The following is a 23,066-nucleotide window of genomic DNA, read 5'->3' as shown; positions in this document are numbered from 1 at the left end:
ACTGTGGTGCAGCTTCCTGCACATATCCGCACACCAGGGCGGTTCAGGCCAGTATCGCGACGGCATGGCCAGGGAACGGCCGCAAGCCTGTCCGGCCGGTTCCGGCGCGTGGATGCCGGTCCGTGCGAACCGCTGCAGCAATGTGCGGCGCACGTTGCTGCAGCAGGCGAACGGTGGCGGACGACGGCCGAATTGACGAAGCTGGCAGCGTCGTTGACGGCGCCGTACCCGAGGCGCACGAGAATTCTCCCTTAACCACCGCAGTTCCTCAGATCTGCCGAAGGGTGGTCCAGCCATGCCAAAATCCAGCTCCAAGACCGCAGGCAGCGGCCTGACTCTTGCTTATGTCGAGTTCTATGTACGTGACGCAGTCGCCACCGCATCAGATTTCCAGCACAAGTACGGGTTCGAGATATGCGCAACAGCCGGTACCGACAGTTCCGGAAGTGACCGCTACTCACTCGCCCTTCGGCAGGGAAGCATCACCCTGGTCGTCACCCAGGGAGAAGCGGCGAACGCCTACGTGGAACGGCACGGTGACGGTGTCGCAGACATCGCCTTCACGGTGGACGATGTCCGGTCGGCCTTCGCCGCTGCCGTGCGGGTGGGCGCCCGGTCTGTCCGTGAACCCGGGGATTCGGGCGATGCCGGCGCCGCGATCGCGGTGTTCGGTGACATCACCCATACGCTGCTGGACCGTGCGATGTCCCTTCCTCCGGAGTTCTCGGAGTTCTCGGCGGGCTCGGCGGGCTCGGAGTTCTCGGACCGCTCTGTCGACGCCACGGCGCGCACCGGCGGATTCGAGGAGCTGGATCACTTCGCGGTCTGCGTCGAGGCGGGAGAGCTCGGCGGTCTGGTGGAGTTCTGGCAGCGCGCGTTCGGATTCCGTTCCGTGTTCAAGGAGCACATTTCCGTCGGGGCCCAGGCCATGAACTCCGAGGTGGTCCAGAACGCCGAGGGGGATGTCACGTTCACCATCATCGAGCCTGATCTCCAGGCGTCTCCGGGGCAGATCGACGAATTCCTCCAGGCGCACCACGGCCCCGGGATCCAGCATCTCGCGCTGAGCACACGGAACATCGTCGAGACGCTGGACCGGCTGAGCACACAGGGCGTGGAGACCCTCAACGTGCCGGACATCTACTATGACGCGCTGCCCGAGCGCGTCACCGTGACCGAATACGCCGTCGACGTCCTCAGGAAGTCCCGGATCCTGGTGGACGAGGACCACAACGGCCGCTTGTTCCAGGTCTTCACCCGGTCCGTCCACCCGCGCAAGACCTTCTTCTTCGAAGTGCTTGAGCGGTGCGGAGCCGAGACGTTCGGGAGCAACAACATCCACGCGCTCTATACGGCTGTCGAGTCCGAGCGCCTCGCCTCCGCCCCGAAGGCCGCGGAGGAGGATGAACCGCCGGCCGCTCCGATGGTCTGCCTGGACGACCTGGAACAGTCGGCCGCCGCCCAATTGCCCGCGGGCGTATGGGACTTCATCGCGGGTGGCAGCGGCCGGGAGACGACGCTCGCCCACAACCGCGCCGCCCTGGACAGCGTCCGCCTCATTCCGCGCGTGCTGGCCGATGTGTCCCGCCCCCGCACAGCCACGCGCCTGCTCGGCGTCGAGGCCGCCATGCCGGTGGCGGTGGCCCCCATGGCGTATCACGCTCTCGTACACCCGCAGGGGGAGCCGGCAACGGCGCGGGCGGCCGCGGCCGCAGGGGTGCCCCTGGTGGCCGGCATGCTCAGCAGCCGCCCACTGGAGCAGATCGCGCAGGCGGGCGGGCCGCCATTGCTCCAGCTGTACTGGCTCCGTGACCGCGCCCAACTGCTGCGTCTGGTACGCCGAGCCGAGGAGATCGGCTGCCCGGGGCTGATGCTGACGGTCGACGTACCGCGCATGGCACGGCGGTTGCGGGACCTGCGCAGGCGGTTCGTGCTGCCCTCGCACATCAGGCCGGTCAATCTCGATGAGGACCTGTGGCCCGGCACCGGCCGCGCCGCGACCGTCGCGGAGCACACCGACGCCGCCTTCGACGCGTCCCTCGGCTGGCCGGACCTGGAGTGGCTCCGCGCACAGACCACGTTGCCGCTGATCCTCAAGGGCGTCCTCGACCCTGCTGATGCCGTCCGGGCGGCATCAGCAGGCGTCGACGCGGTCGTGGTGTCCAACCACGGCGGCCGCCAACTCGACGGCGCCATCGCCGCTGTCGGTGCTCTCCCCGCGGTGCGCGCGGCCGTCGGAGACGCCTGCGACGTCCTGCTCGACAGCGGCATCCGAAGTGGCACCGACGTACTGCGGGCGCTCGCTCTGGGCGCCACGGGCGTCCTGCTCGGCAGGCCGGTCCTGTGGGGTCTCGCCGTCGGTGGTGAGCGTGGAGTGGCTGATGTGTTCTCCCTGCTCAAGCAGGAGATCGAGGACGCCATGGTGCTCGCGGGCTGCCCGGTCCCGGAGGCCGCCCGCGGCCTTGCGACCGTTCTGGACGGATCCGTCATGAAGGAGGTGGCGCGCGCATGAAGGGCACCACGGTCGCCCGCCACGACCGTCGGCCGCAGGGCTGCGAGCTGCGCCTCGACGACCTGCACACCGCGTTGGCGGATCCCGTACTGGAATCGATGAACTTCCTGAACGAGATCTCGGGCACCTATCCCGACGCCGTCTCGTTCGCCGCGGGTCGGCCTTGCGACGACCTGCTCGAGACGGCGTCGGTCCAGCGTTGCCTGGACCGCTACATCCGGTATCTGGCCGAGGAGCAGGGCCGGTCCGCCGAGCGGATCCGCGAGACCCTGCTCCAGTACGGCCCCACGAAGGGCGTGATCGGCGAGCTCATCGCACGGAACCTGGCCGTCGACGAGGGCATCGACGTCCCCGTCGACTCCGTCGTCGTCACCGTGGGGTGTCAGGAAGCGCTCTTCCTTGTGCTGCGGGCGTTGTGCACGACAGGACGGGACGCCGTGCTGGCCGTGTCACCGACGTACATGGGGCTCACCGGAGCGGCCCGTCTCGTGGGCATGCCCGTCCTGCCCGTCGCGAGCGGGGCGGGCGGGGTCGACTTCGCGGATCTGCGCGCGGTCCTGGACCAGGCGCGCCGCACCGGCCTGCACCCCCGGGCCTGTTACGTCGTTCCGGACTTCGCCAATCCCACGGGGCTGAGTCTGAGCGTCGAGGACCGGCAGCGGCTGCTCCGCATCGCCGAAGAGGAAGACCTGCTCCTCCTCGAGGACAATCCGTACGGCCTGTTCCACGACGGCGGAGCACCGACACCCACGCTCAAGGCGCTCGACACCCGCCGCCGTGTCGTGTACTTGGGGTCGTTCGCCAAGACGGCCCTGCCAGGAGCGCGGGTCGGGTTCGTCGTCGCGGACCAGCGAGTCGCCGACGCCGCCAGCGGCCCGCTCCTCTTCGCGGACCACCTCGCCAGGATCAAGAGCATGGTGACGGTGAACACGTCGCCGATCGCCCAGGCGGTGATCGGCGGAAAGCTCCTGGAATCCGGGTGCAGTCTGCGGGCCGCGAACGCGCGCGCGATCGCGCACTACCGCCGCAATCGCCGGATCCTCCTCGCAGGCCTGGAGCGCCGCTTCGGCGGGACGGCGGCTTCCGGCATCCACTGGAACTCCCCGGCGGGCGGCTTCTTCGTGGTGCTCACCGTGCCCTTCGCCGTGGACGACCGGCTTCTGGAGAGGTCGGCCCAGGAGTTCGGGGTGCTGTGGACCCCCATGCGCCACTTCCACGACGGCGCCGATGCCCGCCGCCGGCTCCGGCTGTCCTGCAGCGCCCTGACACCCGAGCGGATCGAGGAGGGCCTCGACCGGCTCGCCGCGCTGGTCGCGGAGCGCATCACGACCCGTTCCGAATCCCGGGAGGAAGCATCGTGCACGGCGACCTACTGATCATCGGGGCAGGGGCCACGGGCGTGAGCGCCTTCGTCAACGCGGTGCGCACGGCACGTCATCGGTCCATCCGGATCGTCGACCCCCGCGACGTGGGCCGGGGCATGGCGTTCGGCGAGTCCCACCCCGACCTGTTGACCAACAGTTCGTGCGAGGCCAACTCCCTTGTGCCGGACGAGCCGTACGATTTCGTGGACTATCTGCGCGGCCGCGGCCTGTCCTGCGCTCCGCACGACGTCGTGCCGCGCGGCCTCCTCGGTGAGTACGTCGCCCAGCGCTTCGAGGAGTACTCCGCCCTGGCCGTCGCCCGGGGCATCCAGGTCGAGCGGACCCGTGCCAGGGCGCGGTGCGTCGGCAAGGGCACGGGCGGATACCGCGTGGAGCTGAGCGACGGCACCGCGGTGCGGGCCTCGGACGTGGTGGTCGCCGCGGGGCTCGAAAAGCCGCGCGTTCCGGAGCTCATGCGCGCCCATCAGGACGATCCGGCCTTCCTGCCGAGCCCGTTCCCCGCCGATCGCCTCTCGCGCCGCGTGCCGCCGGGGTCCCGAGTGCTCGTACTGGGATCGCGCCAGTCCGCCGTCGACGCGGCACTGCTGCTGTGCGGGGACGGCAGCCGCGTCACCATGGCCTCGCCCTCCGGGCAACTGCCCGCGGTCCGCACGGCGACGCCGCTGCTTCCCGCGTCGGTCACCGCGGCCAAGGGCATCGCGTCCCTCGATCCGTCGGACCCCCGCCTGGCGTCGAAACTCACGAGGATCATCGTCGAGTCCGTCCGCCAGCGCGACGCTCGTCCGCTGCGCGAACAGATCACGGGCGCGACCGATCCCGTCCACCGGCTCAGGGCGGAGATCGCCCTGGCCGAGAGCGGGGCCTGTGCGTGGCAGGACGTCGCCGTGGGCGTGAGCGCGGAGCTCGCCGCGTGGCTGCCGACACTGCCGCCGCCGGCGCGGTCGAGCGTCCTGAGGGCCTTCCACACCGTCGGCCGCAGATACGCCACGGCCTTGATCCTGCCCAATGCCAGAAAGCTGCTCGGGCACATCGATCGCGGAGCGCTGTGCCTGGCGCGGGACTACCCGGTGCGCGTACGGCGCTGCGGCCCGGTGTGGTCGGTGCAGTGGCCGGACGGAGACTCGAGCACCGTCGACCGTGTCGTCAGCGCGTGCGGCTACGAACCGCCCGCTCTGTGGCACGACCCCACGGACGACAGCATCCACCTGGAACACGCTCCGCTTCATGCCCTCCCGGTCGACCGGCTCGCGGCCGACCTGCGCATCCGCACGTCTGAGGAGGCGCCTCCCGAGAACATCTGGGTCGTCGGTGCCGCCACCCACGTCCGCGTCCTCTTCTTCGCGACGCTCCTCTACATCGCCGCGCACCAGGCCAAGGACGTCGCGCTCCAGCTCGGCGCCTCGCCGATGCCGGCCCTTCACGAACTCGCCGAGCTGAGCCACTGACGCACACGAAGAGACCGAAGAGACCGAAGAGACCGAAGAGAACGGAGTCGGGCCGTCATGCCCACCCACCCCCCAGCCCCTGCCCCCTCTTTACCCCAGGCGTTCCGCGCCCAGGCCGCGCGCACGCCTCATGCCGTGGCGGTCCGCTCACCCGAAACCCGGCTCACCTACCGTGAGTTGGACGAGCTGTCGGACCGTCTTGCGCGGGCGCTGCTGCGTACCGGTACCGGCACCGAGACTCCGGTGGCCGTGCTCCAAGGGCACACGCCCCTCCTCGTGGCCTCCCTCCTCGCGATCCTCAAGGCCGGTTGCGCGTACGTGCCGTTGCACCCCGGCTATCCGGTCGACCGCATGGGCACAGTGCTCGCAGAGAGCGGGACCGGCCGGCTGCTCGTGGACTCCCGGCACCGAGGGCTCCTCGCCTCCGACGGTCTGTATGTCATCGACGTGGACTCGGACGGTTGGCGGTCCGCGCCTGCGGATGCCCCCGATCTGCCGTTCACCGGCGACGAGTTGGCGTACGTGATGTACACGAGCGGTTCGACCGGCGAGCCCAAGGGAATCGAGGTGACCCACCAAAACGTCCTCGACCTGGCGCTCGACACGTGCTGGCACGGTGACGCCCACCGCAAGGTGCTGTTCCACGCGCCCTACGCCTTCGACATCTCCACCTACGAGGTGTGGGTGCCCTTGTTGACCGGCGGTGAAATCGTGCTGCCGCCCGGCGGACGGGTGGACGGCGGGCGCCTGCCTCAGCTGATCATGGAGTCCGGTGCCGACGCGGTCCATCTGACCGCGGGCCTGTTCCGGGTGATCGCGGAGGAGACGCCTTCCTGTCTGAAGGGCGTCCAGGAGGTGTTGACCGGGGGCGACGTCGTCGCCGCCGATGCCGTCCGCCGCGTACTCGAGGCGTGTCCGGGCATCACGGTGCGTGTGCTGTACGGGCCCACCGAGGTGACCCTGTGCGCCCTGCAGCACGAGATTCGGTCGCCCGCCGACATCGGGGAAGTCGTGCCCCTGGGGCGGCCCTTGGACGGTACGGATGTCCATGTGCTGGATGCCGATCTGCGGCCGGTGTCCGAAGGCGAGACGGGCGAGCTGTGCGTCTCCGGGGCGGGCGTGGCGCGCGGCTATGCCGGCCGCCCCGGCGAAACGGCCGCAGCGTTCGTGCAGGACCCGTTCGGTCCGCCAGGCACCCGTATGTACCGCACGGGCGACCTGGCACGCCGGGAGGCGGACGGCCGGATCGTGTTCGCGGGGCGCGCGGACGAGCAGGTGAAGGTGCGCGGCTTCCGGGTCGAACCCGGGGAGATCGAAGCCGCTTTGACGTCCCTCCCCGAGGTCATGGACTGCGTCGTCGTGGCCCTCGACGGCCCTGGCGGCAAGCGTCTCGTCGCCTACGTGGTCACCGCGGGCGGCACCGCGTTGTCGCCGGACGTCGTACGCGCGCATCTGGCGACGTCGTTGCCCGACTACATGATTCCCGCGGACGTCGTCTCCATCGACCGGTTGCCCCTGACGCCCAACGGCAAGATCGACCGCGGACGACTGCCCGAAGTCCGCGTCCGGTCCACTGCAGCGGGCGAGTCCGTCTCTCCCACGAGTCATCCGATCGGCGACCTCGTCGCCCAGGTGCTCGGTCTGGAGAACGTGGGTGCGCACGAGGACTTCTTCGACCTCGGCGGCACCTCCCTCCTCGCCATCCAACTGCTGACACGCATCCGTGCGGTGTTCGGCATCGAACTGGAGCTGTCCGCGATGTTCACCCGGCCCACCGCCGACGGGCTTGCCCGACTCGTCGACTCCCACACCGACGACGGCGGTCGCGAGAGCCCCGGCACCCTCCTGCCCATCCGTCCGGGCGGGACACAGGCCCCGCTGTTCTGCGTGCATCCCGGCTTCGGCCTGAGCTGGTGCTACTTCGCCCTCTCCCGCCACCTCGGCGTGGACCAGCCGATCTACGGATTCCAGGCGCGCGGGACGGCCGACCAGGTCACGCTGCCGTCCAGCGTCCGGGACATGGCCGCCGACTACGTGCACCTGCTGCGCGCCGCCCGGCCCGTCGGCCCCTACCGTCTCCTCGGCTGGTCCTTCGGCGCCGTCGTGGCCCAGGAGATGGCCGTCCAGCTGCAAGAGCTCGGCGCAGAGGTCGAGTTCCTCGCCCTGCTCGACGGCTACCCGCCGCAGGGCCGGGCGCCGTACGCGGGGGACGAACAGGAGATCGTCAGAAGCCTGTTGGCCGATCTGGGCGTCGACACCGGCGACCTGCCGGAGGGGGACATCTCGCCCGAGGCTTTCGCCGAGCGCCTGCGCGACGCCGACAACGGCGGCGTGCTGGGCGGGAGCGACCCCGGGGCACTCCTGCGGGTCTTCGGCAACAACCAACGGCTCGTGCGTGAGCACACGCCCCGCGCCTTCGACGGTCGGATCCTGTTCTTCACCGCCGTACGGAGCTGGCCTGCCGACGGCGACGAGGCCAGGTTCCGGTCCTGGCTGCCCTACGCGCGACAAGGCATCGACCACCACGGAGTGGACTGCCTGCACAAGGACATGCTGCGCCCGCTGCCGCTGCGGCGGATCTCGGCAGTCGTCCGGGAACACACCCTGCACCTCTACGAATCCCGCACCCCCTCCACGTCTGGAGCATCCTGATGACCGCACCGGAGCACGAGAACTTCGACGTCGTGGTGGTGGGCGGTGGGCCCGCGGGATCCACGGTCGCCACTCTTGTCGCGAACCAGGGACACCGCGTCCTGCTCATCGACAAGGAGACGTTCCCCCGCTACCAGATCGGCGAGTCGCTGCTGCCCTCGACCATCCACGGCATCTGTGCGCTCCTCGGCGTCTCCGACGAGATAGCCGAGGCCGGATTCATGCGGAAGCACGGGGGCACATTCCGGTGGGGCGCGAGTCCGGAGCCGTGGTCCTTCTCGTTCGCCGTCTCTCCGCGCATCGCCGGGCCGACGTCCCACGCGTACCAGGTCGAGCGGATGAAGTTCGACGAGATCCTCCTCAACAACGCCCGCAGGAAGGGGGTCGAGGTCCGGGAAGGCTGCTCGGCCGTCGAGGTGATCGACGGCGGACAGCGCGTCAAGGGCCTCGTGTACACGGACCGGGACGGCATCCGCCGTGTAGTGCACGCTGCCTTCGTCGTCGACGCGTCCGGCAACAAGAGCCGTATCCACCAGGGTGTCGGCGGTTCCCGCACTTACTCGGACTTCTTCCAGAACGTCGCCCTCTTCGGCTACTTCACCGGCGGCGACCGGCTGCCCGAACCGAGCGCGGGCAACATCTTCTGTGCCGCGTTCGACGAGGGCTGGTTCTGGTACATCCCGCTCAGCGATGAACTCACCAGTGTGGGAGCGGTCGTGAACCGCGACTCGGCCGCGGAGGTCCAGGGAGACCCCCGGCAGGCGCTGGCCCGGCTCGTCGACAAGTGCGCACCGATCCGCGACATGCTGAAGAACGCGGCTCCGGTGACCGAGGGACCCTACGGCCAGGTGCGCGTCCGCAAGGACTACTCGTACCTCAACACCCGCTTCTGGCGCGAGGGGATGGTGCTCGTCGGCGACGCCGCGTGCTTCGTCGACCCCGTCTTCTCCTCGGGCGTCCACCTCGCCACCTACAGCGCGATGCTGGCCGCCCGGTCCATCAACACCGTTCTGGACGGCCTCGTCGACGAGGAGCGCAGCTTCCAGGAGTACGAGGCCCGCTACCGGCGCGAGTACGGGCTCTTCTACGAGTTCCTCATGTCCTTCTACGACATGAACGCGGACGACGCGTCGTACTACTGGCAGGCCAAGAAGGTGACCAGGTGCGCCGACTCCGAACTCGAGTCGTTCGTCGGGCTCGTCGGCGGTGTCGCCTCCGGCGAGAGTGCCGTCCTCGGCGCCGAGTCGGTGCGGGGGAAGGTGGCCACCGCGTCGGAGGAGCTCGCGCGCTCCGCGGCCGCGGTCGGCGCGGCCGGGTCCGCGGACGACGCGACGCCGCTGTTCCAGTCGTCGATCGTCTCGGACGTGATGCGCGAAGGCTCCCGGACACAGGCACAGGCGCTGTTCGGTGAAGCGCTCGGCGACACCGCCCCGATGTTTCCCGGCGGCCTGGTGCCTACGGCCGACGGATCGCGCTGGGTCGTTCCCGAAGGGTGAGACACCCGCTGTCAGGGGTCGGGGGCCGGTGTCCGCACCGGTCCCCGACCCCTGCGCGGGCCCTCGCCCACCAGCTCCTGTCCGAACCAGCAAAGGGAGTCTCCATCTTGGCTGCCGATACGTCCGGTCACGCGCCGGGGCGGCGCTACCGCATGGCGGCCGCGGTCGCCTGGGCCGTGGTCGTTCCACTGGCTCTCATCGGCTTCCTCGTCGTACACGTCATGTCCGATGGTGCCGGGGAGCCCCTGCCGCAGGCTCGCACGCCCCACCGGGAGGACCTCACGGGTCACTTCCTGCTCGCGGCCGCCGTGGTTCTGGTGGCATGCCGCCTCGGCGGGACCCTCATGCGCAGGCTCCGGCAGCCTGCTGTCATGGGCGAAATCTGCGCCGGTCTGGCCCTGGGTCCCTCACTGCTGGGGCAGGCAGCTCCCGACGCCGCGCACTGGCTGTTTCCCGCCTCCTCGCTGCCCCTCCTCGACGGCCTTGCCCAACTCGGCCTGGTGCTCTTCATGTTCGAGGTGGGACGGGAACTCGCCCATGTCCGGATGCGGGGCGGCACACTCACCCGGGCCGTCCTGGTGAGCCACGCGTCGTTGCTGATCCCTTTCGCCGGGGGCGCCGCAGCGGCCGTGGCGCTCTGGGCGACGGGCTTCGGCACCGGCGACGTCCTGCCTGTCGTCTTCGTCCTGTTCGTGGGTTGTGCCTGCAGCGTCACCGCCTTCCCGGTGCTCGCCAGGATCCTCGCCGACCTGGGCAGGACGCGGACGGAGCCCGGCCGGCTCAGTCTCTTCGCCGCGGCGGTCGGCGACGGGGCCGGCTGGCTGGTGCTCGCCGCCCTGCTCGCCGGGGCCGGGGGCAGTGGCGCTCCGGGACGCCTCCTCTTCAACGCGCTCAGCTGCCTTGCTCTCGTCGCTCTGTTCCTGGGACCGATACGTCGTCTGCTCGCGTGCCTGCCCGCCCTCAACGACGGCCGCTCCGCGGACATCGGTACGACCACCGGGCTCGTCGCCGGGATCGCCGCGACGTCCGCTCTCACTGCCGCGCTCGGGGTGCATCAGCTGATCGGCGCCATGCTGGTGGGGCTCGCCTGGCCCGTGCGCGGCCGGCCGGCCGGTCCGGTCGCCCGGCGTCTGGGACGCTCGGCGACGTCGACGCTGCTGCCGTTCTTCTTCTTCGAGTTCGGTCTGCACACGGACCTGAGCACCCTGCGCTGGGACAGGCGGACCGTCCTGGTCCTCCTCGGTCTGACGTGTCTGGCCACGGTCACCAAGGTCGTCGGGCCCGCGGTGGCCGCACGCCTGACCGGGATGTCCTGGCGCTCCGCCTGCACGCTGGGAGTCCTGCTGAACGCCCGCGGCCTGACCGAACTCGTCGTCCTGCAGGCCGGCTACCAGGCAGGCATCATCGACGAGCGGCTCCTCGGCATCCTCACCCTGGTCGCTCTGGTCACCACGGCGATGACGAGTGTGCTGCTGCGCTGTGGCCCAGCGGCCTCGCGGCACGAGCACCGCAAGCTCCGCGGGCAGCGAGAACAGCATGCGTCAGTCGGTGACGAGGGCATGCGCACCGGCCAACCTGTCTGACGGCTCCGGCGGTGGACGACACGCGGCGCAGCCCGGCGCACAGTGCACCGGGCTGCGCCGCGACAGCTCACTTGTCCAACGTGATGCGGTACGTCTCCTTCGGAGTCTGGATGTCGTTGCACGTCAGCTCGCCGGTGGCACCGCGGTAGGCGCCGGTGCCACCGGTGATGGCCATCCGCACCGTGTCGCTGCCCTTCACCCACAAGGACTGCGCGGTGATCTGCCCCTTCGGCAGTCGCACCGACAGCACACAGTTGGTGGTGATTTTCGAGCCCTCCAGCTCGGTCACCTGGCAGGAGCTGCCGTCCTTGCCGATCTGCCGGCCGCCCTGGGACAGCTTGTCCGCGTACACGAACTCGTCCCCGACGCTCAGACCGGGGGTGCCGACATCGGTGTGCACGACTCCGTTGTTGCCCACGGCCAGGTCGATGACCTCCTTGGACGATGCCTGTGCCGGAACGGTGAGCGCGGCGGACATGCCCAGGGCCAGCAGCCCGCTCGCCGCACATCCGAACACGGCGCACGTCTTCTTCTTCAACACGCGTTTCAACCTCCTCAGTGACGCACCGCGCTCACCGCGGTGCTGCTCTCGTGATGCCGAATCGCCGCCCTTCCCCGGACGTCATCCGCGCGGCGTGAGGCCGGCGAGTTCCCGGCCCTCGGCGAAGTCCTCGTCCCCGAGCCCCGCGGCGCGCCGCAGGGCTCCGGTCTCGATCAGGCCGATCACGGCCTCGATGTCCTGGTCGAGGCGGCGGTCGTGCGTGACGAAGGCGCTGTGCTCCCTGATGAGCTCGTGGACCGCCCGGACGGCGGGCGACGCCTTGTCGATGCCGCGCTGCTCGACGGCCTGGGCGAGGGCGAGCAGATGGATGGCCGCCACTTCGCGCACCAGACCGTTGACGGTGCGCGCGTCACGGGCCGAGATGGTGCCCATGCTGACGATGTCCTGGTTGTGCGCCTCCGTGGAGCGCGAGAACACCGAGACCGGACCTGTCTGTTTGAGGGCTTCGGCCGTGATGGCCGAAGCCGCTATCTGCATGCCCTTGAAGCCGTGGTGCAGCCCCGCCTCGGGGTCGTCCGAGCGGCGTGCGGCGACCAGGTTGGGCGGCAGCCCTTCGTTGAACTTCTCGTCCACGACGAGCGCGAGCTGACGGTCGAGCAGGTTGGCCAGGCCCGCCACCGCGGTCTTCAGGCTGTCCATGGACTGCCCGACATGGCCCGCGTAGAAGTTCCCGCCGAGATGCAGCCCGGACCCGTCGACGTCGAACAGGGGGTTGTCGGTGGCGGAGTTGATCTCGGTGCCGAGCCAGCTCTCCGTCCAGTCGAGCGTGTCCCGGACGATGCCGATGATCTGCGGGGCGCAACGCACCGAGTACTTGTCCTGGATCCTCTCGTTCAGCCGGAGGTAACCGCGCCCGGCCAGCCTTTCGCGGCGCACCAGGATGTCGTCGAAGGACGTGGCGAGGCGCGACCCCGTCAGCAGGGTCCTGATGGCCCCGGCGGACTGGACCTGGCCCTGGTGCGGCTTGTTCTCGTGGACGAAGGGATGCAGCGCGGACGCATTGCCGTGCAGCGCCTCCAGCGTCATGGCCGTCGCGAGTTCGGCGACGAAGACGAGCTCCCTGGCGTCCGCGGCGGCGAGGACCGCGTACGCGGCGGCGAAGGAGGTTCCGTTGATCAGCGCGATTCCTTCCTTGGGGGCGAGCCGCAGCGGCTCGATGCCCTCGTCGCGCAGGGCCGCGAGCGCCGGGCGCACGGTGCCGCGGTGCAGGACCTGCCCTTCGCCGATCAGCGCCGCGGCCAAGTAGCAGAGCGGCACCAGATCGCCGCTCGCGCCGACCGACCCGCGTTCGGGGATCAGCGGCAGAATGTCCCGGCTCAGGCACTCGATGAGGGTCGTCACCGCCTGCGGCCGGATCGCCGAAACCCCCTTGGCCAGCGCGTTGGCCCGGATGAGCATCGTTGCCCTGGCGACCTCCGGCACGGCTTTCGGCCCCACCCCGTTGAGGTGGTAGAGCACCAGGTTGCGCTGGAGTTCGTGCGCCTTGTCCGGTGAGATCTGCCGTACGCAGCTGTCTCCGAAGCCCGTCGTCACGGCGTAGATGGGAACTTCCTGGGCAAGCAGCGCCTCCTTGAGGTCCACGGAGGCGTGCATCTGTTTGACGGCGGTGGGAGTGAGCGTGACCCGGGTGTCGCGGCCGCCGCGGCGCGCGGCCGCGGCGACCGCGCGGGGCGTGAGGCCGGTTCCGTCGAGTTCCAGGTGTGAGGCCGAGGTCATGGTCAGTAGACGCCCTCGATCATCTTCTGGCCGTCCACCTCGGCGACCGGATGGATGTTCCGCAGGGAGTCCCCGGCGCCCGTGGGGCTGGGTACCCGCGTGGCCAGGTCACGTTCGAGGCTGTTGGGCACGAGGCCGTACTTGGTGAGGTAGTTCATGACGACGGCTCCCTCCGACCCGAACTCGACCGGCCGGCCGGAGGAGGGGTCGACCACGCGGTAGATGACGAAGGGGGCGTACGAGTCGAAGACCGTGTCACCCGTGCCCTCCGGGTCGGGGCGCTGGACCGTGCCGCTGAGGACGGAGGTGCTGCCGTACGACCCCCGGAACCGCGTCTTGGGGAAGAGCTCCGTGGACAGGTAGTCGAGGGTGTCGGGGTCCATGTGCGCCCCCGTCCAGATCACCAGGCGCACCTTCTCCTGGATCAGGGCGCGGGCAAAGGCCCGTTCGGCGAGCCGGGCGAGGAGCGGCGGCGTGGTGATCAGGAAGGCGATGTCCTGTGACTGCAGGACCAGTTCGGCCTGGTCGACGAGGTGGTCGACGTAGGCGCCGGCGCCGGCCGTGTCACCGGCGGCGAGGAGACGCTTCACCCAGCGCGGATCCAGGTCGATGGAGAAGCGGATGCCGCCCCTGGCCTCCGCGATCCGCTTCGAGTACTCGCCGAGCATGTGGGGGCCGCTGGGCGCGACGGCCAGGGCGTGCCCTTCACCGTCGTCGGGGTACTGGGAGTTCTCCCACGCCATGTACTGGTCGAACCAGTTCTCGAACATGACGAAGCGCTTGGGGGCCCCGGTGGTGCCGCCGCTCTCGTACACGGCGAAGACCTTCTCCGCGGCGTTCAGGCCGCGGGGGATCAGGTGCTCGACCGGAACGTCCCGGAGCTCGTCCACCAGGTTGGGGAACCTCAGCAGGTCGTCGACGCACCGCACGTCCTCGACGGGGTCGAATCCCAGCCGGTCGCGGCGGTCCAGCCAGTACCGGGAGCCCGTGGCCGGGTCGAAGTGCCAGCGCATCATGGCTCGGACGTGCGCGTCGGCCTGTTCGCGGGCGTTCATCGCGTGTCACCGTGCTTTCTTGTGCGGGGGATCGGGGGATCGGGGGATCGGGGGAGGAGGGGATAAGGGGGAGGAGAGGGAGGAGAGGCGGCGGGCGGAGCCACGGGCGTGCTCAAACGCCGTGGTGCGAGCCGCCGTTGATCTGGAGGATCTGCGAGGTGACGTAGCCTCCGGGCGGCGAGCAGAGATAGAAGCCGAGTTCGGCGGCCTCGGCCGGATCTCCGGCGCGTCGAAGGGCGGTCTGCCGGACGAGCATGGCTTCCCGCGCGGCGGGGAGGCCGCCGCCGAAGAGGTCGGTGCCGGCGATGTACCCGGGTGCGATGGCGTTCGCGCTGATCCCGCGTGGGCCCAGGCGCGTCGCGAGGGCGTGGACGTACGAGTGGAGGGCCGCCTTCGCGGCGCCGTACCCGCCCGTCCCGCGGGATCCCCGGTAGGCGGCGATGGAGCTGTAGAGCACGATGCTGCCGCCGTCGGCCATGAAGGGGAGCAGGCATTCCACGGCGATGACCGAGGTCAGGACGTTCGCCTCGTAGGCCTCCTGCCATTCCGTCAGGACCGTTCGTACGTCCTTCTCTTCAGGCGCGTCTTCGGACCGCGGGACCGAACCGGCGCAGCACACAAGGCTGTTGACGGGCAGTCCGGTCGATCTGATGTGGTTCTGGAGGGTCTTTGCCGACCCGGTGTCGGACATGTCGAGGGCGAGCGGTTCGAGGTCCGCTCCGGGGACGCTCGACTCGATCTCCTCGACCGCTTGCGTGAGCCGGTTGTGCCCCCTGGCTATCAGCAGCACCTTGTCCTTGTTCTCGGCGAACCGCTTCGCCGTGGCCTTGCCGATGCCGGCGCTCGCACCGGTCACCACGATCAACCTGGGCACGATTGAGTTTCCTTCGACGAACCTTGGGGAGGGGCGGACAGGGCTCGGGCGGCGGTCAGAGCGTCGCCAAAAGGGCCCTGCGATCTGGTTTTCCGGTGGGTGTCCTCGGTATGTCCGTCAACTCGACGATCCTCGACGGGCTCGGGAAATCCTGGAGAGCCGCTCGGATGTCCGCGACGCCCGTTCCCCTGTCCGGGCAGGACCAGAAGACGGCGTATCCCTCTCCGGCGAGCGAGTCGTCGGGCAGGGGCAGCACGGCGCATTCCGTCTGCGGCAGACGGGCGTTCAACCGCTCGTCGACCCTGGCGAGATGCACTTTGATTCCGTTGACCTTGAGCAGGGAGTTGCTGCGGCCGATGAGCCGGAAAGTTCGGGGGCCGGTGAATTCCACCAGGTCGCCGGTGGCCCACTGGTCGGGCGGCCGCGTCCCGTGCTCCGGGCGGGCCAGGCGCGGGCCACGGACCACCAGTTCCTCCGCCCGTCCCACCAGTGCGTCGGAGGCACGGACGAACATCACGTCGGGGAAGGCCCGCCACGGTTCGGCGTCGCCGCCCCCGGGGGACAGCGGCCGGTGGCCGATGCCCCCGGTCTCGGTCGACCCCAGGATCTCGTGGGCCCGGAGCAGCGGAGCGGCACGGCGGACGAGCTCGTGGGCGGCGCGCGGCGGGGCCGCGGAGCTGTGCAGGGCGACGATCGAGCCCGCGCGCTCCAGCGCGGGCCAGGCGCGGCGCAGCAGCTCCCAGGCCATCGGGATGCAGACGACCAGGACCCGTTCACCGGGGGAGACCGCCGGGGGCTCGAACGGGTCGGCCCAGGCCTGATGGACACGGACGTTCGCCATGTGCGGCAGCCACTGTCCGAACAGGGCGCCGAACAGGTGCTGCGGCGGGGCGTAGGTGACGACGCGGTCGACCGGGCCGACGAGGTGCGTGCCGATCAGCTCGACCTCGCGCTCCATCTGGTGCGGGAGCCGGAACCAGCGACGCGCGTCTCCCGTGCTGCCGGACGTGTCCAGGCGGATCTCCTCGCGGCCCTCGGCCAGGGCCCGCGCCGTACGAGTCACCGTCTCTGTCATGCCGCCTGATCCTCGACGCGCTCGCGCACGTACTCGGCGGTCCGGAGGAGCGTGCTGAACCAGTAGCGCACGTCGTCGCCGACGAAGTCGACCTCGAAGCCGAACTCGCCCTCGACGGCCGTGACGTACTCGAGGGCCGCCAGGCTGTCGAAGCCCGGCAGCGCGTCGGACAGGTCGGCGTCCTGGGCCAGCGAGCGGGCGGCGTCGCCGAAGCGCTTCTCGAGGAGGGTCAGGAGGCGGGTGGTGATCTCGGTCTGGTCAGCTGTGTGCATGGTGCGAACCTTTCGCTTGGCTGTGGCCGACGGGTAGCGGGCGGCCGTTCGTCATCGACCCCGATTCCAGGTAGAGCACCCGGTCGGGCTGGGTGGCTTCGAACCGGACCATCAGGTGGGCGGTGTCCGCGGCGAGGCCGAGGGACTCCCTGATCTCCTCGGCCAGCTCCGCCCGGTAGGTGTGGTCGCGGTCGGGATGGATGTGGCACACGACGGACGCCCAGCGGGCGTGCCTGTCCTCGCCCGTGCCGTCCTCGTACTTCGTCAGCGGCATCCCCCCGGCGAAGTACGTCATGGGCTCCGCGGTACGGAAGGACACCACGGCGTGCGCGGGGTCGGAACCGTGCGCGGCCAGCCACCGAGTGAGACGGAGAGCGGCCTTGAGCCGCGCGGAGGGGGTCAGCGGGGTGCTGGTCACATCGACGGTCGGCAAGACTCCGTGCCTTTCAGGAGAGGGCCAGGGGCGGCAGGGCGTGGTGTCCGGGCGAGAGGCGCAGCTCAAGCCGCCGTCCCAGGCAGTCGGCGAGCGGGCCGCCGCTCGTGGCCATCAGGGGGGTCCAGGCGAACCCGGCGTCCGCCGTGCGCACGCTGTCGAGGAATTTCGTCAGATGGCCGGCGTCCCATTCGAGGCCGAACGTGTCCGCCGCCACCACGGCTTCGTAGGTGCTCAGCAGGTCGGGGACCCGGTTGCCCTCGTTCGCGAATCCGCCGCCGCGGACCCGGTGTCGGGCGAGCACGTCGCCGACGCGGGCGCCGTCGGCCCCGATGGCTCGGTGCAGCGCCCTGAGCGCCTGCAGGGTGGCGCGCAGCGTGGGGCGGCCACCGGGCACGTTGGCGTACCGGCCGGGTGCCGTTTCGCAGGTGGCCACGTACTCGGCGATGCCCTGCAGGGAGGGGGTGGTGGAGCTCCGGCCGGTCCGGTGGAGGATCTCCGCGGCCGCGCCCGTCGACACCATGTCCGACGCGCGGCCCTCCCAGTAGCCGAACCCGCCGTCGGGGTTCTGGATGGAGGTGGCGAGCCAGTCCGCGATCCGGGCGCGGGCCGGGCCGTCGTCCTGGAACGCTCCCGCCGACAGGGCCCAGAGCGTGCACCGCACCTCACTTCCCCGGCCGGGCATGTACATGATGCCGTTCTCGTTGGGCAGTACGCAGCTCTCCATCCACCGCAGGGCGTTGCGTTCCCCGGTGTCCGCGAAGCGGCCGGCCAGCAGGTGGGCGGAGGTGGTGAGCACGTCCGACGCGAGGCCGGGGGTGCGGTAGGTGAATCCGCCCTGGTCGGTCCGGAAGGACAACACCGCTTCGACCACCCGGTCCGCGATGTCCGCCAGGCCGGCGCCCAGTTCCCGCAGTGCGCCGACCCCGCAGAACGCGGCCCACACGTCCGGCAGGGGATAGCCGGGCCACCGGGTGAACGACCCGTCCGGCCGCAGCCGGTCCCGGATCCAGGCGACGCAGCCTTCGGGGTCCCGCGGGGTCTCGTCCAGGCGCCGCAACGCGCTGGTGGCGCGGAACGTCGCCCACAGACAGTCCGTCTCGTCGCCCTCCTGGAAGGTGAATCCGCCGGCCGTGCCCTGTCGGTCCTTGAGCCAGTTCGTGAGCCGCTCACGGTCCCACGGCAGCGGGCCCCGGCCACCGGTGGCCGTGCTCCAGGCGGTGATGGCGTAATAGCAGGCCCGTACGTCGGAGGAGCCGTCCTTCGCGTGGGCCGGGCTCCAGGACAGTCCGCCGTCCTTGGCCTGCAGCGCCGCCAGCCAGTCGGACAGTGCCTCCGGCGGCCGCTCGCCACAGATCTCCACCAGGGTGCGTACGGCGTAATAGGTGGCCCACACGTCCGACGCCTGACCGGGCATCATCGCGAAGCCGCCGTCCTCGTGCGCGGCACTCCACACCCACGCGGAACTCGGCCTGCCGACGGCGCCGCGACTGCTGTCCGGCAGGTCGGCCATCGCCTGTGTGCAGTAGTACGTGGCCCAGGCGTCGGAGCTCATGCCTGCCGACCACGCGTAACCGTTGTCGGAGTTCTGACGGGAGGCGAGGAAGCCGCCGACGGTCTCGGGGGAGGGCAGGTCACCGATGCGGCCGAGCCACGTGAGGGTCCGCACGGCCGCGTAGGTGCACCACAGGTCGGACTCCCCGGAGACGACACCGGACGAGCTCCGCAGCGTGTCGTACGTCATGCCGGTACCACCTCGTCGACGACGCGGAAGTTGGAGCGCTTCCAGCTCTTCTGTGAGCCGCCGCTCTTCGTGGTCACCGGCAGTCGGTTGACGAACCGGACCTCGTCCCAGCGGAAGCCGAGGCGTTCGTCCGTGCGCCGCTGGACGAGGCCGCTCTTCGTGGGCTCGGCTTCCCGGTCGGTGCTCGGGTCCCGTTCGAGGAGCAGCCTGGCCCAGGTGCCGCCCTGGTCGACCTCGATCAGGTAGCCCATCACGTCGCTCTCCGCATAGACGATGCCTTCGAGGTCGCGGGTGCGCACACGGCTGCCCTTGATCTCGGTTCCGTCGCTTCCTCGGCCGTGGACCGTCACCACCGGGGCGGCCGCGCCGCAGGGACAGCCGTCGGTCAGGGACACCTCGTCGCCCATGTCGAGGCGGAGGAGGGGGCGGGCGTCGTTGTTGAGCGGAGTGACGACGAGCCTGCCCTCGCGCCCCGGTTCGGCGGGCACGATGCCGTCGTCGTTCGCGATCTCGAAGTAGTTGGCTCCGCGCAGCAGGTGCAGCCGGTCCCGCGCGCAGCACGCGGCCAGGGTGCCGCTCTCCGTACTGCCGTAACTCGCGTCGTAGGCACGCGCGTCCCACCACTGTCCGGCCATGGCGCGCAGCTCGGGGGTGCTCACCTCCCCGAGCAGCATGAGGAGTTCGACGGACGGGCGCAGCCGGTCGAGGAGGCCGCGCCTCTTGATGACCTGGGAGAATTCGAGGAGCACACCGGGCGCGACGAAGAGGACGGTCGGCCGGAACACCTCCCACAGGCCGATGATGCGGTCCCAGTCGGAGATCCCGGTGGTGTACGGGTACGCCTTGACGTGGGGTATCCCGAGGAACTCGCAGACGCCGACCATCAGATCGGCCACCGGCACGATGTCCGAGGGCAGCAGGATCAGCGCACGCTGTCCGCCGTCCGCGAGCATCGGGCGCCACGCCTCGGCGACGGACACGGTGTTGGCGATCATGTCCTTGGCCGTGCGAGGCGTGGGCGTGGGGACGCCCGTCGTCCCTGTCGTCTGGTAGTACTTCAGACCCGCCTCGACCGGTACCCGAAGGAAGTCGAGAGGCCGGGCCTTGAGATCGTCCTTGGACGTCGCGCGCAGATCCAGGAACGCCCGCGTCGAGAACGTGCCGAGCGAGGCGTAGGCGGAGGTCTGTTCCGCACGGTGCCAGACCTCGGCCAGCTTCGATGCGTACGCGGTCTCATCGGAACGGACCGTGTCGCGGTGAGCGGTCACTTCCTGCTGTATCCGCTCCATGAAGGCGAGGTCACCCCTGGAGTTGATCTTCACTTGCCACTCCTTTGCGTTGAGTGCGGACCGGCTGCTCACCGGTCGCCGTGGGCCAGCCCCTTGGCCCGCATCAGGAACTCCCCGAGGAACCCGTCGTGCGGCACGTCCGGATGGACCCAGGAGGTCGGCTTGCTCCGGTACACGTTGGAGACCGCCGTGAGCTCCGTGGCCTCGGCGACCAGGGCCATGTCGTCGGTGTGCAGCGAAAGGACCAAGGAGTCGTCGAGGACGTCCACGGCACCCCGGTCGAAGGGGGCGACCCACACGCAGGGGAAGGGCACCTCGTACGAGAGGAGCGGGTTCCTCGGGGACTCCAGCTCTACGACCGCGGGTGTCACGGTCGCCAGGGAACCCTCGCCACCGAGCTGTTCCACTCTCGGGGCCAGGTGCACGACCGCGTCCTTGGTCCGGTTCAGGACCGCCGCCGCGAGGCGTTCCGCGTCGGCCTTCGGCAGGCACGGCAGGAGGGCAGCGTCATCCAGGGGTCGGGCGGGTGCCACCTGGTGCAGCACGGCCGCCAGTTCACCGGCGAACCCCGTCGGATCCTGTTCGACGAGGACGCCCGTGGTCGCGGTGCACGCGGTTCCCGCGTGATAGAGCGTGCCCGTCCGGGCGAGGTCGAGCCCGGTGCCCCGGTCCGCGTCGGCGGCCACGACCAGTTTCGAGCGGCCCGGTCCCTGCAGCCGGACGTCGCCGCGGTTGTGGTACGTGTCCACGACGTCCTGACCGCCGTACACCAGGGCTCGGTCCGAGCGCTCGATGATCAGGTCCGCCGTAGCATGGTCGCAGGGCGCCACGACCAGCTGCGTCGATGGCACTCCTGCCCGTCGAAGCGCGGTGACGAGGCGGAAGGGAGTGAGCGGGTCCCGGGTTGAGGGGCGGACGACGACCCGGTAGCCGAGCGAGAGGGCCTCCAGCCACATGGCGTGCACTCCGGGGCTGTTGCCCGCCGCGTGCACGGCGAAGACGTCCCCGGTGCGGCACCAGGCGGCGCCTGCCGACGGCGCGCCGGGCGCGCCGGTGCCGACCGGGGCGCAGCCCGTGGGCCGTGCCGCCGACGGCGCCCGTCCCACGTCGCGCAGGGTCGCCGTGATGAGCCGGTCGCACTCGCGCACGACCGTGAGGGGAGTGCCCGTCAGCGCCGCCGTCCGCCGCTCGTGGGCGTCCAGGTCGTCTCCCAGGACCTCCTGGGTTTCGAAGACGTCGGCCGCCTTCCTGAGCACTTCCGCTGTCTCCGCTACGGGCAGGGGAGTGCTTGCGCGCAGTTGATCGATCCAGTGGGAGACGACCAGGCCGGGGACTGCTGCCAGCTCGAGGGCCGGGCTGCCCGAAGCGTCTGGCACGGTGGTGCGGTTCCGCGTCCGGTAGGGCCCGGTCGGGCCCAGCGCGGGGATGTCCAGCATGCTCTCCTTGTTCCTTCCGGCGAGTCACGGGCGACCGTGATGAGGGGTTCAGCGTGTTGTGGCCGTCACGTCGCGGCGCTGACGGTTCGCGGCCGCGAGGCCGTGGAGCACGTCCACGGTGGCGTCCCAGCCCATGCAGGCATCGGTGACGCTCTGGCCGAACACGGGCTCGTCGAAGTCGAGTTCCTGGCGCCCGGGGATGAGGAAACCCTCCAGCATGACGCCGCGGATGTCCGTGTTGCCGGCCGCGACCTGTGCCCCGATCTCCCGTGCGACCACGGCCTGTTGCTCGTGGTCCTTGCCGCTGTTGCCGTGACTGGCGTCGATGACCAGGCCTGTCGGCAGCGCGGCCGCCGACAGGAGCCGCGCGGCCTCGCGCACGTTCTCGGGGTGGTAGTTGGGCCGGCCCGACGCGCCCCGGAGTACCACATGGCAGTCGGGGTTCCCGCTCGTCCGCAGCGTGACCGCCCTGCCGTCCCGGTCGACGCCGAGGTAGGCGTGGGGCGCGGCCGCGGACCGGATCGCGTCGACGGCGACCCCCACGGAGCCGGTGCTGCCGTTCTTCATGCCCACGGGCATGGAGAGGCCGCTCGCCAGCTGCCGGTGCACCTGGCTCTCCACGGTCCGCGCGCCGATGGCTCCCCAGGAGATCAGGTCGGCCAGGTACACCGGAGCCGACGGGCTCAGCCACTCCGTCGCGATGGGCAGCCCCAGCTCGGCGATCTCCAGCATGAGCGCCCGTGCGGTGCGCAGCCCGCGGTTGACATCCAGGCTCCCGTCGAGGGCCGGGTCGGTGAGCAGCCCGGTCCAACCGACCGTGGTCCGGGGCTTCTCGACGTACACCCGCATGACGACCGCGAGGTCGTCGGCGAGGTCGGCGGCCAGTTCACCGAGTGACTTCGCGTACGCCAGGCCGGCGTTCACGTCGTGGATCGAGCACGGCCCGACCACGGCGAGCAGACGGTCGTCGTCACCGCTCAGCACGCGGCGCGTCAGCAGGCGGCCGTCGCTCACCGAACGGGCCGCGGCCTCGGTCAGCGGCAGCTCGCTCATGAGCCCGTGGGGGGTGGTCGCCGCGTGCGTACGGTATCGCCCACCGATGTCACCCGGTGAAAGTTCGACCACGGAATCGGTCTTTACCTCGGCAAGCATGTCAAGACTCTGCATCATTCCTCAATTCGTTCTACTCAGCGCAGCATTTATGCGTCAGCAACGAATCATTCGGGCGGATCTCCGATCTCCCGAGTACCCGTCCTGAATGGCAGATCGGAGTGGTGAAGGTGATGGAGATGCCCCGGCACAACCGTCCGGCAGGCACGCGAATAACCGTGCCTCATCAGCGAGTTGGCCCGCTACCCGGACCGCGTGCAGCAAGCTGTTGTGCACCTAGCTGCACAGCGACGGCGCGCCGCGCTCCGTCAATGGCGCGGCGGCAGACATTGCTGAATTGCATCGCTCCGGCATGCACGCCGACACGTTCCTTCAATTCCGCATTCCCGCGAAGACCGCATGGGTCCTTGGCTTCTTCGTGTCACTT

The 23,066-nt window shown here is 70.2% G+C and carries 17 protein-coding genes; 6 read left to right on the top strand and 11 right to left on the bottom strand.

Going from position 1 to position 23,066, the window contains the following annotated elements:
* Window positions 1–295: 295 nt before the first annotated feature.
* From hppD to AB0B50_RS29115, 6 genes are all read left to right on the top strand, one after another.
* Window positions 296–2,512: a 4-hydroxyphenylpyruvate dioxygenase gene (gene hppD / locus AB0B50_RS29140; RefSeq protein ID WP_362338288.1), complete on the top strand. Its 2,217-nt coding sequence runs from the start codon at window positions 296–298 to the stop codon at window positions 2,510–2,512.
* The gene (locus AB0B50_RS29135) at window positions 2,509–3,888 is read left to right on the top strand and encodes a PLP-dependent aminotransferase family protein (protein ID WP_362338285.1); all 1,380 of its coding nucleotides are present in this window, start codon (window positions 2,509–2,511) and stop codon (window positions 3,886–3,888) included. Before hppD ends, AB0B50_RS29135 begins: the two co-directional genes overlap by 4 nt.
* Window positions 3,870–5,342 carry an FAD/NAD(P)-binding protein gene (locus AB0B50_RS29130; RefSeq protein WP_362338282.1) on the top strand — a complete coding sequence of 491 codons (1,473 nt, stop codon included), beginning with the start codon at window positions 3,870–3,872 and terminating at the stop codon, window positions 5,340–5,342. Before AB0B50_RS29135 ends, AB0B50_RS29130 begins: the two co-directional genes overlap by 19 nt.
* A gap of 57 nt (window positions 5,343–5,399) precedes the next feature.
* Window positions 5,400–7,994, top strand: a complete 2,595-nt coding sequence (locus AB0B50_RS29125; RefSeq protein ID WP_362338280.1) for an amino acid adenylation domain-containing protein — start codon at window positions 5,400–5,402, stop codon at window positions 7,992–7,994.
* Window positions 7,994–9,490, top strand: coding sequence for a tryptophan 7-halogenase (locus tag AB0B50_RS29120; RefSeq protein WP_362338277.1), 1,497 nt, complete (start codon window positions 7,994–7,996; stop codon window positions 9,488–9,490). The genes AB0B50_RS29125 and AB0B50_RS29120 overlap by 1 nt, the downstream gene beginning before the upstream one ends.
* A gap of 107 nt (window positions 9,491–9,597) precedes the next feature.
* A complete protein-coding gene (locus tag AB0B50_RS29115) occupies window positions 9,598–11,073 on the top strand; it encodes a cation:proton antiporter (RefSeq protein WP_362338274.1) in 1,476 nt (491 codons plus the stop codon).
* 67 nt (window positions 11,074–11,140) lie between these two features.
* On the opposite strand, the gene AB0B50_RS29110 is transcribed toward AB0B50_RS29115, so the two are convergent.
* The 11 genes from AB0B50_RS29110 to AB0B50_RS29060 all read right to left on the bottom strand — a co-directional run bounded on the left by AB0B50_RS29110 (window position 11,141) and on the right by AB0B50_RS29060 (window position 22,681).
* Window positions 11,141–11,614 carry a hypothetical protein gene (locus tag AB0B50_RS29110; RefSeq protein ID WP_362338271.1) on the bottom strand — a complete coding sequence of 158 codons (474 nt, stop codon included), beginning with the start codon at window positions 11,612–11,614 and terminating at the stop codon, window positions 11,141–11,143.
* Window positions 11,615–11,695: 81 nt separating this feature from the next.
* Complete coding sequence (locus AB0B50_RS29105) at window positions 11,696–13,351, bottom strand: aromatic amino acid ammonia-lyase (protein ID WP_362338268.1); 1,656 nt, start codon at window positions 13,349–13,351, stop codon at window positions 11,696–11,698.
* Window positions 13,352–13,353: 2 nt separating this feature from the next.
* Complete coding sequence (locus AB0B50_RS29100; RefSeq protein WP_362338265.1) at window positions 13,354–14,406, bottom strand: phenazine antibiotic biosynthesis protein; 1,053 nt, start codon at window positions 14,404–14,406, stop codon at window positions 13,354–13,356.
* Window positions 14,407–14,518: 112 nt separating this feature from the next.
* Window positions 14,519–15,280, bottom strand: a complete 762-nt coding sequence (locus AB0B50_RS29095) for an SDR family oxidoreductase (protein WP_362338262.1) — start codon at window positions 15,278–15,280, stop codon at window positions 14,519–14,521.
* A gap of 55 nt (window positions 15,281–15,335) precedes the next feature.
* On the bottom strand, window positions 15,336–16,355 hold the full coding sequence (locus AB0B50_RS29090) for an acyl-CoA synthetase (protein ID WP_362338259.1): 1,020 nt from the start codon (window positions 16,353–16,355) through the stop codon (window positions 15,336–15,338).
* Window positions 16,352–16,627, bottom strand: a complete 276-nt coding sequence (locus AB0B50_RS29085; protein WP_362338256.1) for an acyl carrier protein — start codon at window positions 16,625–16,627, stop codon at window positions 16,352–16,354. Before AB0B50_RS29085 ends, AB0B50_RS29090 begins: the two co-directional genes overlap by 4 nt.
* Entirely contained in the window at window positions 16,614–17,060 is a 447-nt protein-coding gene (locus AB0B50_RS29080) for a hypothetical protein (RefSeq protein WP_362338253.1), read from the bottom strand. The genes AB0B50_RS29085 and AB0B50_RS29080 overlap by 14 nt, the downstream gene beginning before the upstream one ends.
* 13 nt (window positions 17,061–17,073) lie before the next feature.
* Window positions 17,074–18,804, bottom strand: coding sequence for a prenyltransferase/squalene oxidase repeat-containing protein (locus tag AB0B50_RS29075; protein WP_362338250.1), 1,731 nt, complete (start codon window positions 18,802–18,804; stop codon window positions 17,074–17,076).
* Window positions 18,801–20,126 carry a phenylacetate--CoA ligase family protein gene (locus AB0B50_RS29070; RefSeq protein ID WP_362338247.1) on the bottom strand — a complete coding sequence of 442 codons (1,326 nt, stop codon included), beginning with the start codon at window positions 20,124–20,126 and terminating at the stop codon, window positions 18,801–18,803. The genes AB0B50_RS29075 and AB0B50_RS29070 overlap by 4 nt, the downstream gene beginning before the upstream one ends.
* Before the next feature lie 35 nt (window positions 20,127–20,161).
* Window positions 20,162–21,529: an aldehyde dehydrogenase family protein gene (locus tag AB0B50_RS29065; protein WP_362338244.1), complete on the bottom strand. Its 1,368-nt coding sequence runs from the start codon at window positions 21,527–21,529 to the stop codon at window positions 20,162–20,164.
* A 48-nt stretch (window positions 21,530–21,577) separates the two neighbouring features.
* A complete protein-coding gene (locus tag AB0B50_RS29060) occupies window positions 21,578–22,681 on the bottom strand; it encodes a 3-deoxy-7-phosphoheptulonate synthase (protein WP_362338242.1) in 1,104 nt (367 codons plus the stop codon).
* Window positions 22,682–23,066: the final 385 nt, after the last annotated feature.

The organism is Streptomyces sp. NPDC041068 (assembly GCF_040647455.1).
GTDB lineage: Bacteria > Actinomycetota > Actinomycetes > Streptomycetales > Streptomycetaceae > Streptomyces.
Note: the sequence above shows the minus strand (reverse complement) of the source record. Positions and strands in the feature narration are given on the sequence as shown.

Coding starts and splice junctions, on each gene's coding strand:
- hppD (WP_362338288.1), top strand. CDS start 296: ATGCCAAAATCCAGCTCCAAGACCGCAGGCAGCGGCCTGACTCTTGCT.
- AB0B50_RS29135 (WP_362338285.1), top strand. CDS start 2,509: ATGAAGGGCACCACGGTCGCCCGCCACGACCGTCGGCCGCAGGGCTGC.
- AB0B50_RS29125 (WP_362338280.1), top strand. CDS start 5,400: ATGCCCACCCACCCCCCAGCCCCTGCCCCCTCTTTACCCCAGGCGTTC.
- AB0B50_RS29120 (WP_362338277.1), top strand. CDS start 7,994: ATGACCGCACCGGAGCACGAGAACTTCGACGTCGTGGTGGTGGGCGGT.
- AB0B50_RS29105 (WP_362338268.1), bottom strand. CDS start 13,351: ATGACCTCGGCCTCACACCTGGAACTCGACGGAACCGGCCTCACGCCC.
- AB0B50_RS29100 (WP_362338265.1), bottom strand. CDS start 14,406: ATGAACGCCCGCGAACAGGCCGACGCGCACGTCCGAGCCATGATGCGC.
- AB0B50_RS29090 (WP_362338259.1), bottom strand. CDS start 16,355: ATGACAGAGACGGTGACTCGTACGGCGCGGGCCCTGGCCGAGGGCCGC.
- AB0B50_RS29085 (WP_362338256.1), bottom strand. CDS start 16,627: ATGCACACAGCTGACCAGACCGAGATCACCACCCGCCTCCTGACCCTC.
- AB0B50_RS29075 (WP_362338250.1), bottom strand. CDS start 18,804: ATGACGTACGACACGCTGCGGAGCTCGTCCGGTGTCGTCTCCGGGGAG.
- AB0B50_RS29065 (WP_362338244.1), bottom strand. CDS start 21,529: ATGCTGGACATCCCCGCGCTGGGCCCGACCGGGCCCTACCGGACGCGG.
- AB0B50_RS29060 (WP_362338242.1), bottom strand. CDS start 22,681: ATGCTTGCCGAGGTAAAGACCGATTCCGTGGTCGAACTTTCACCGGGT.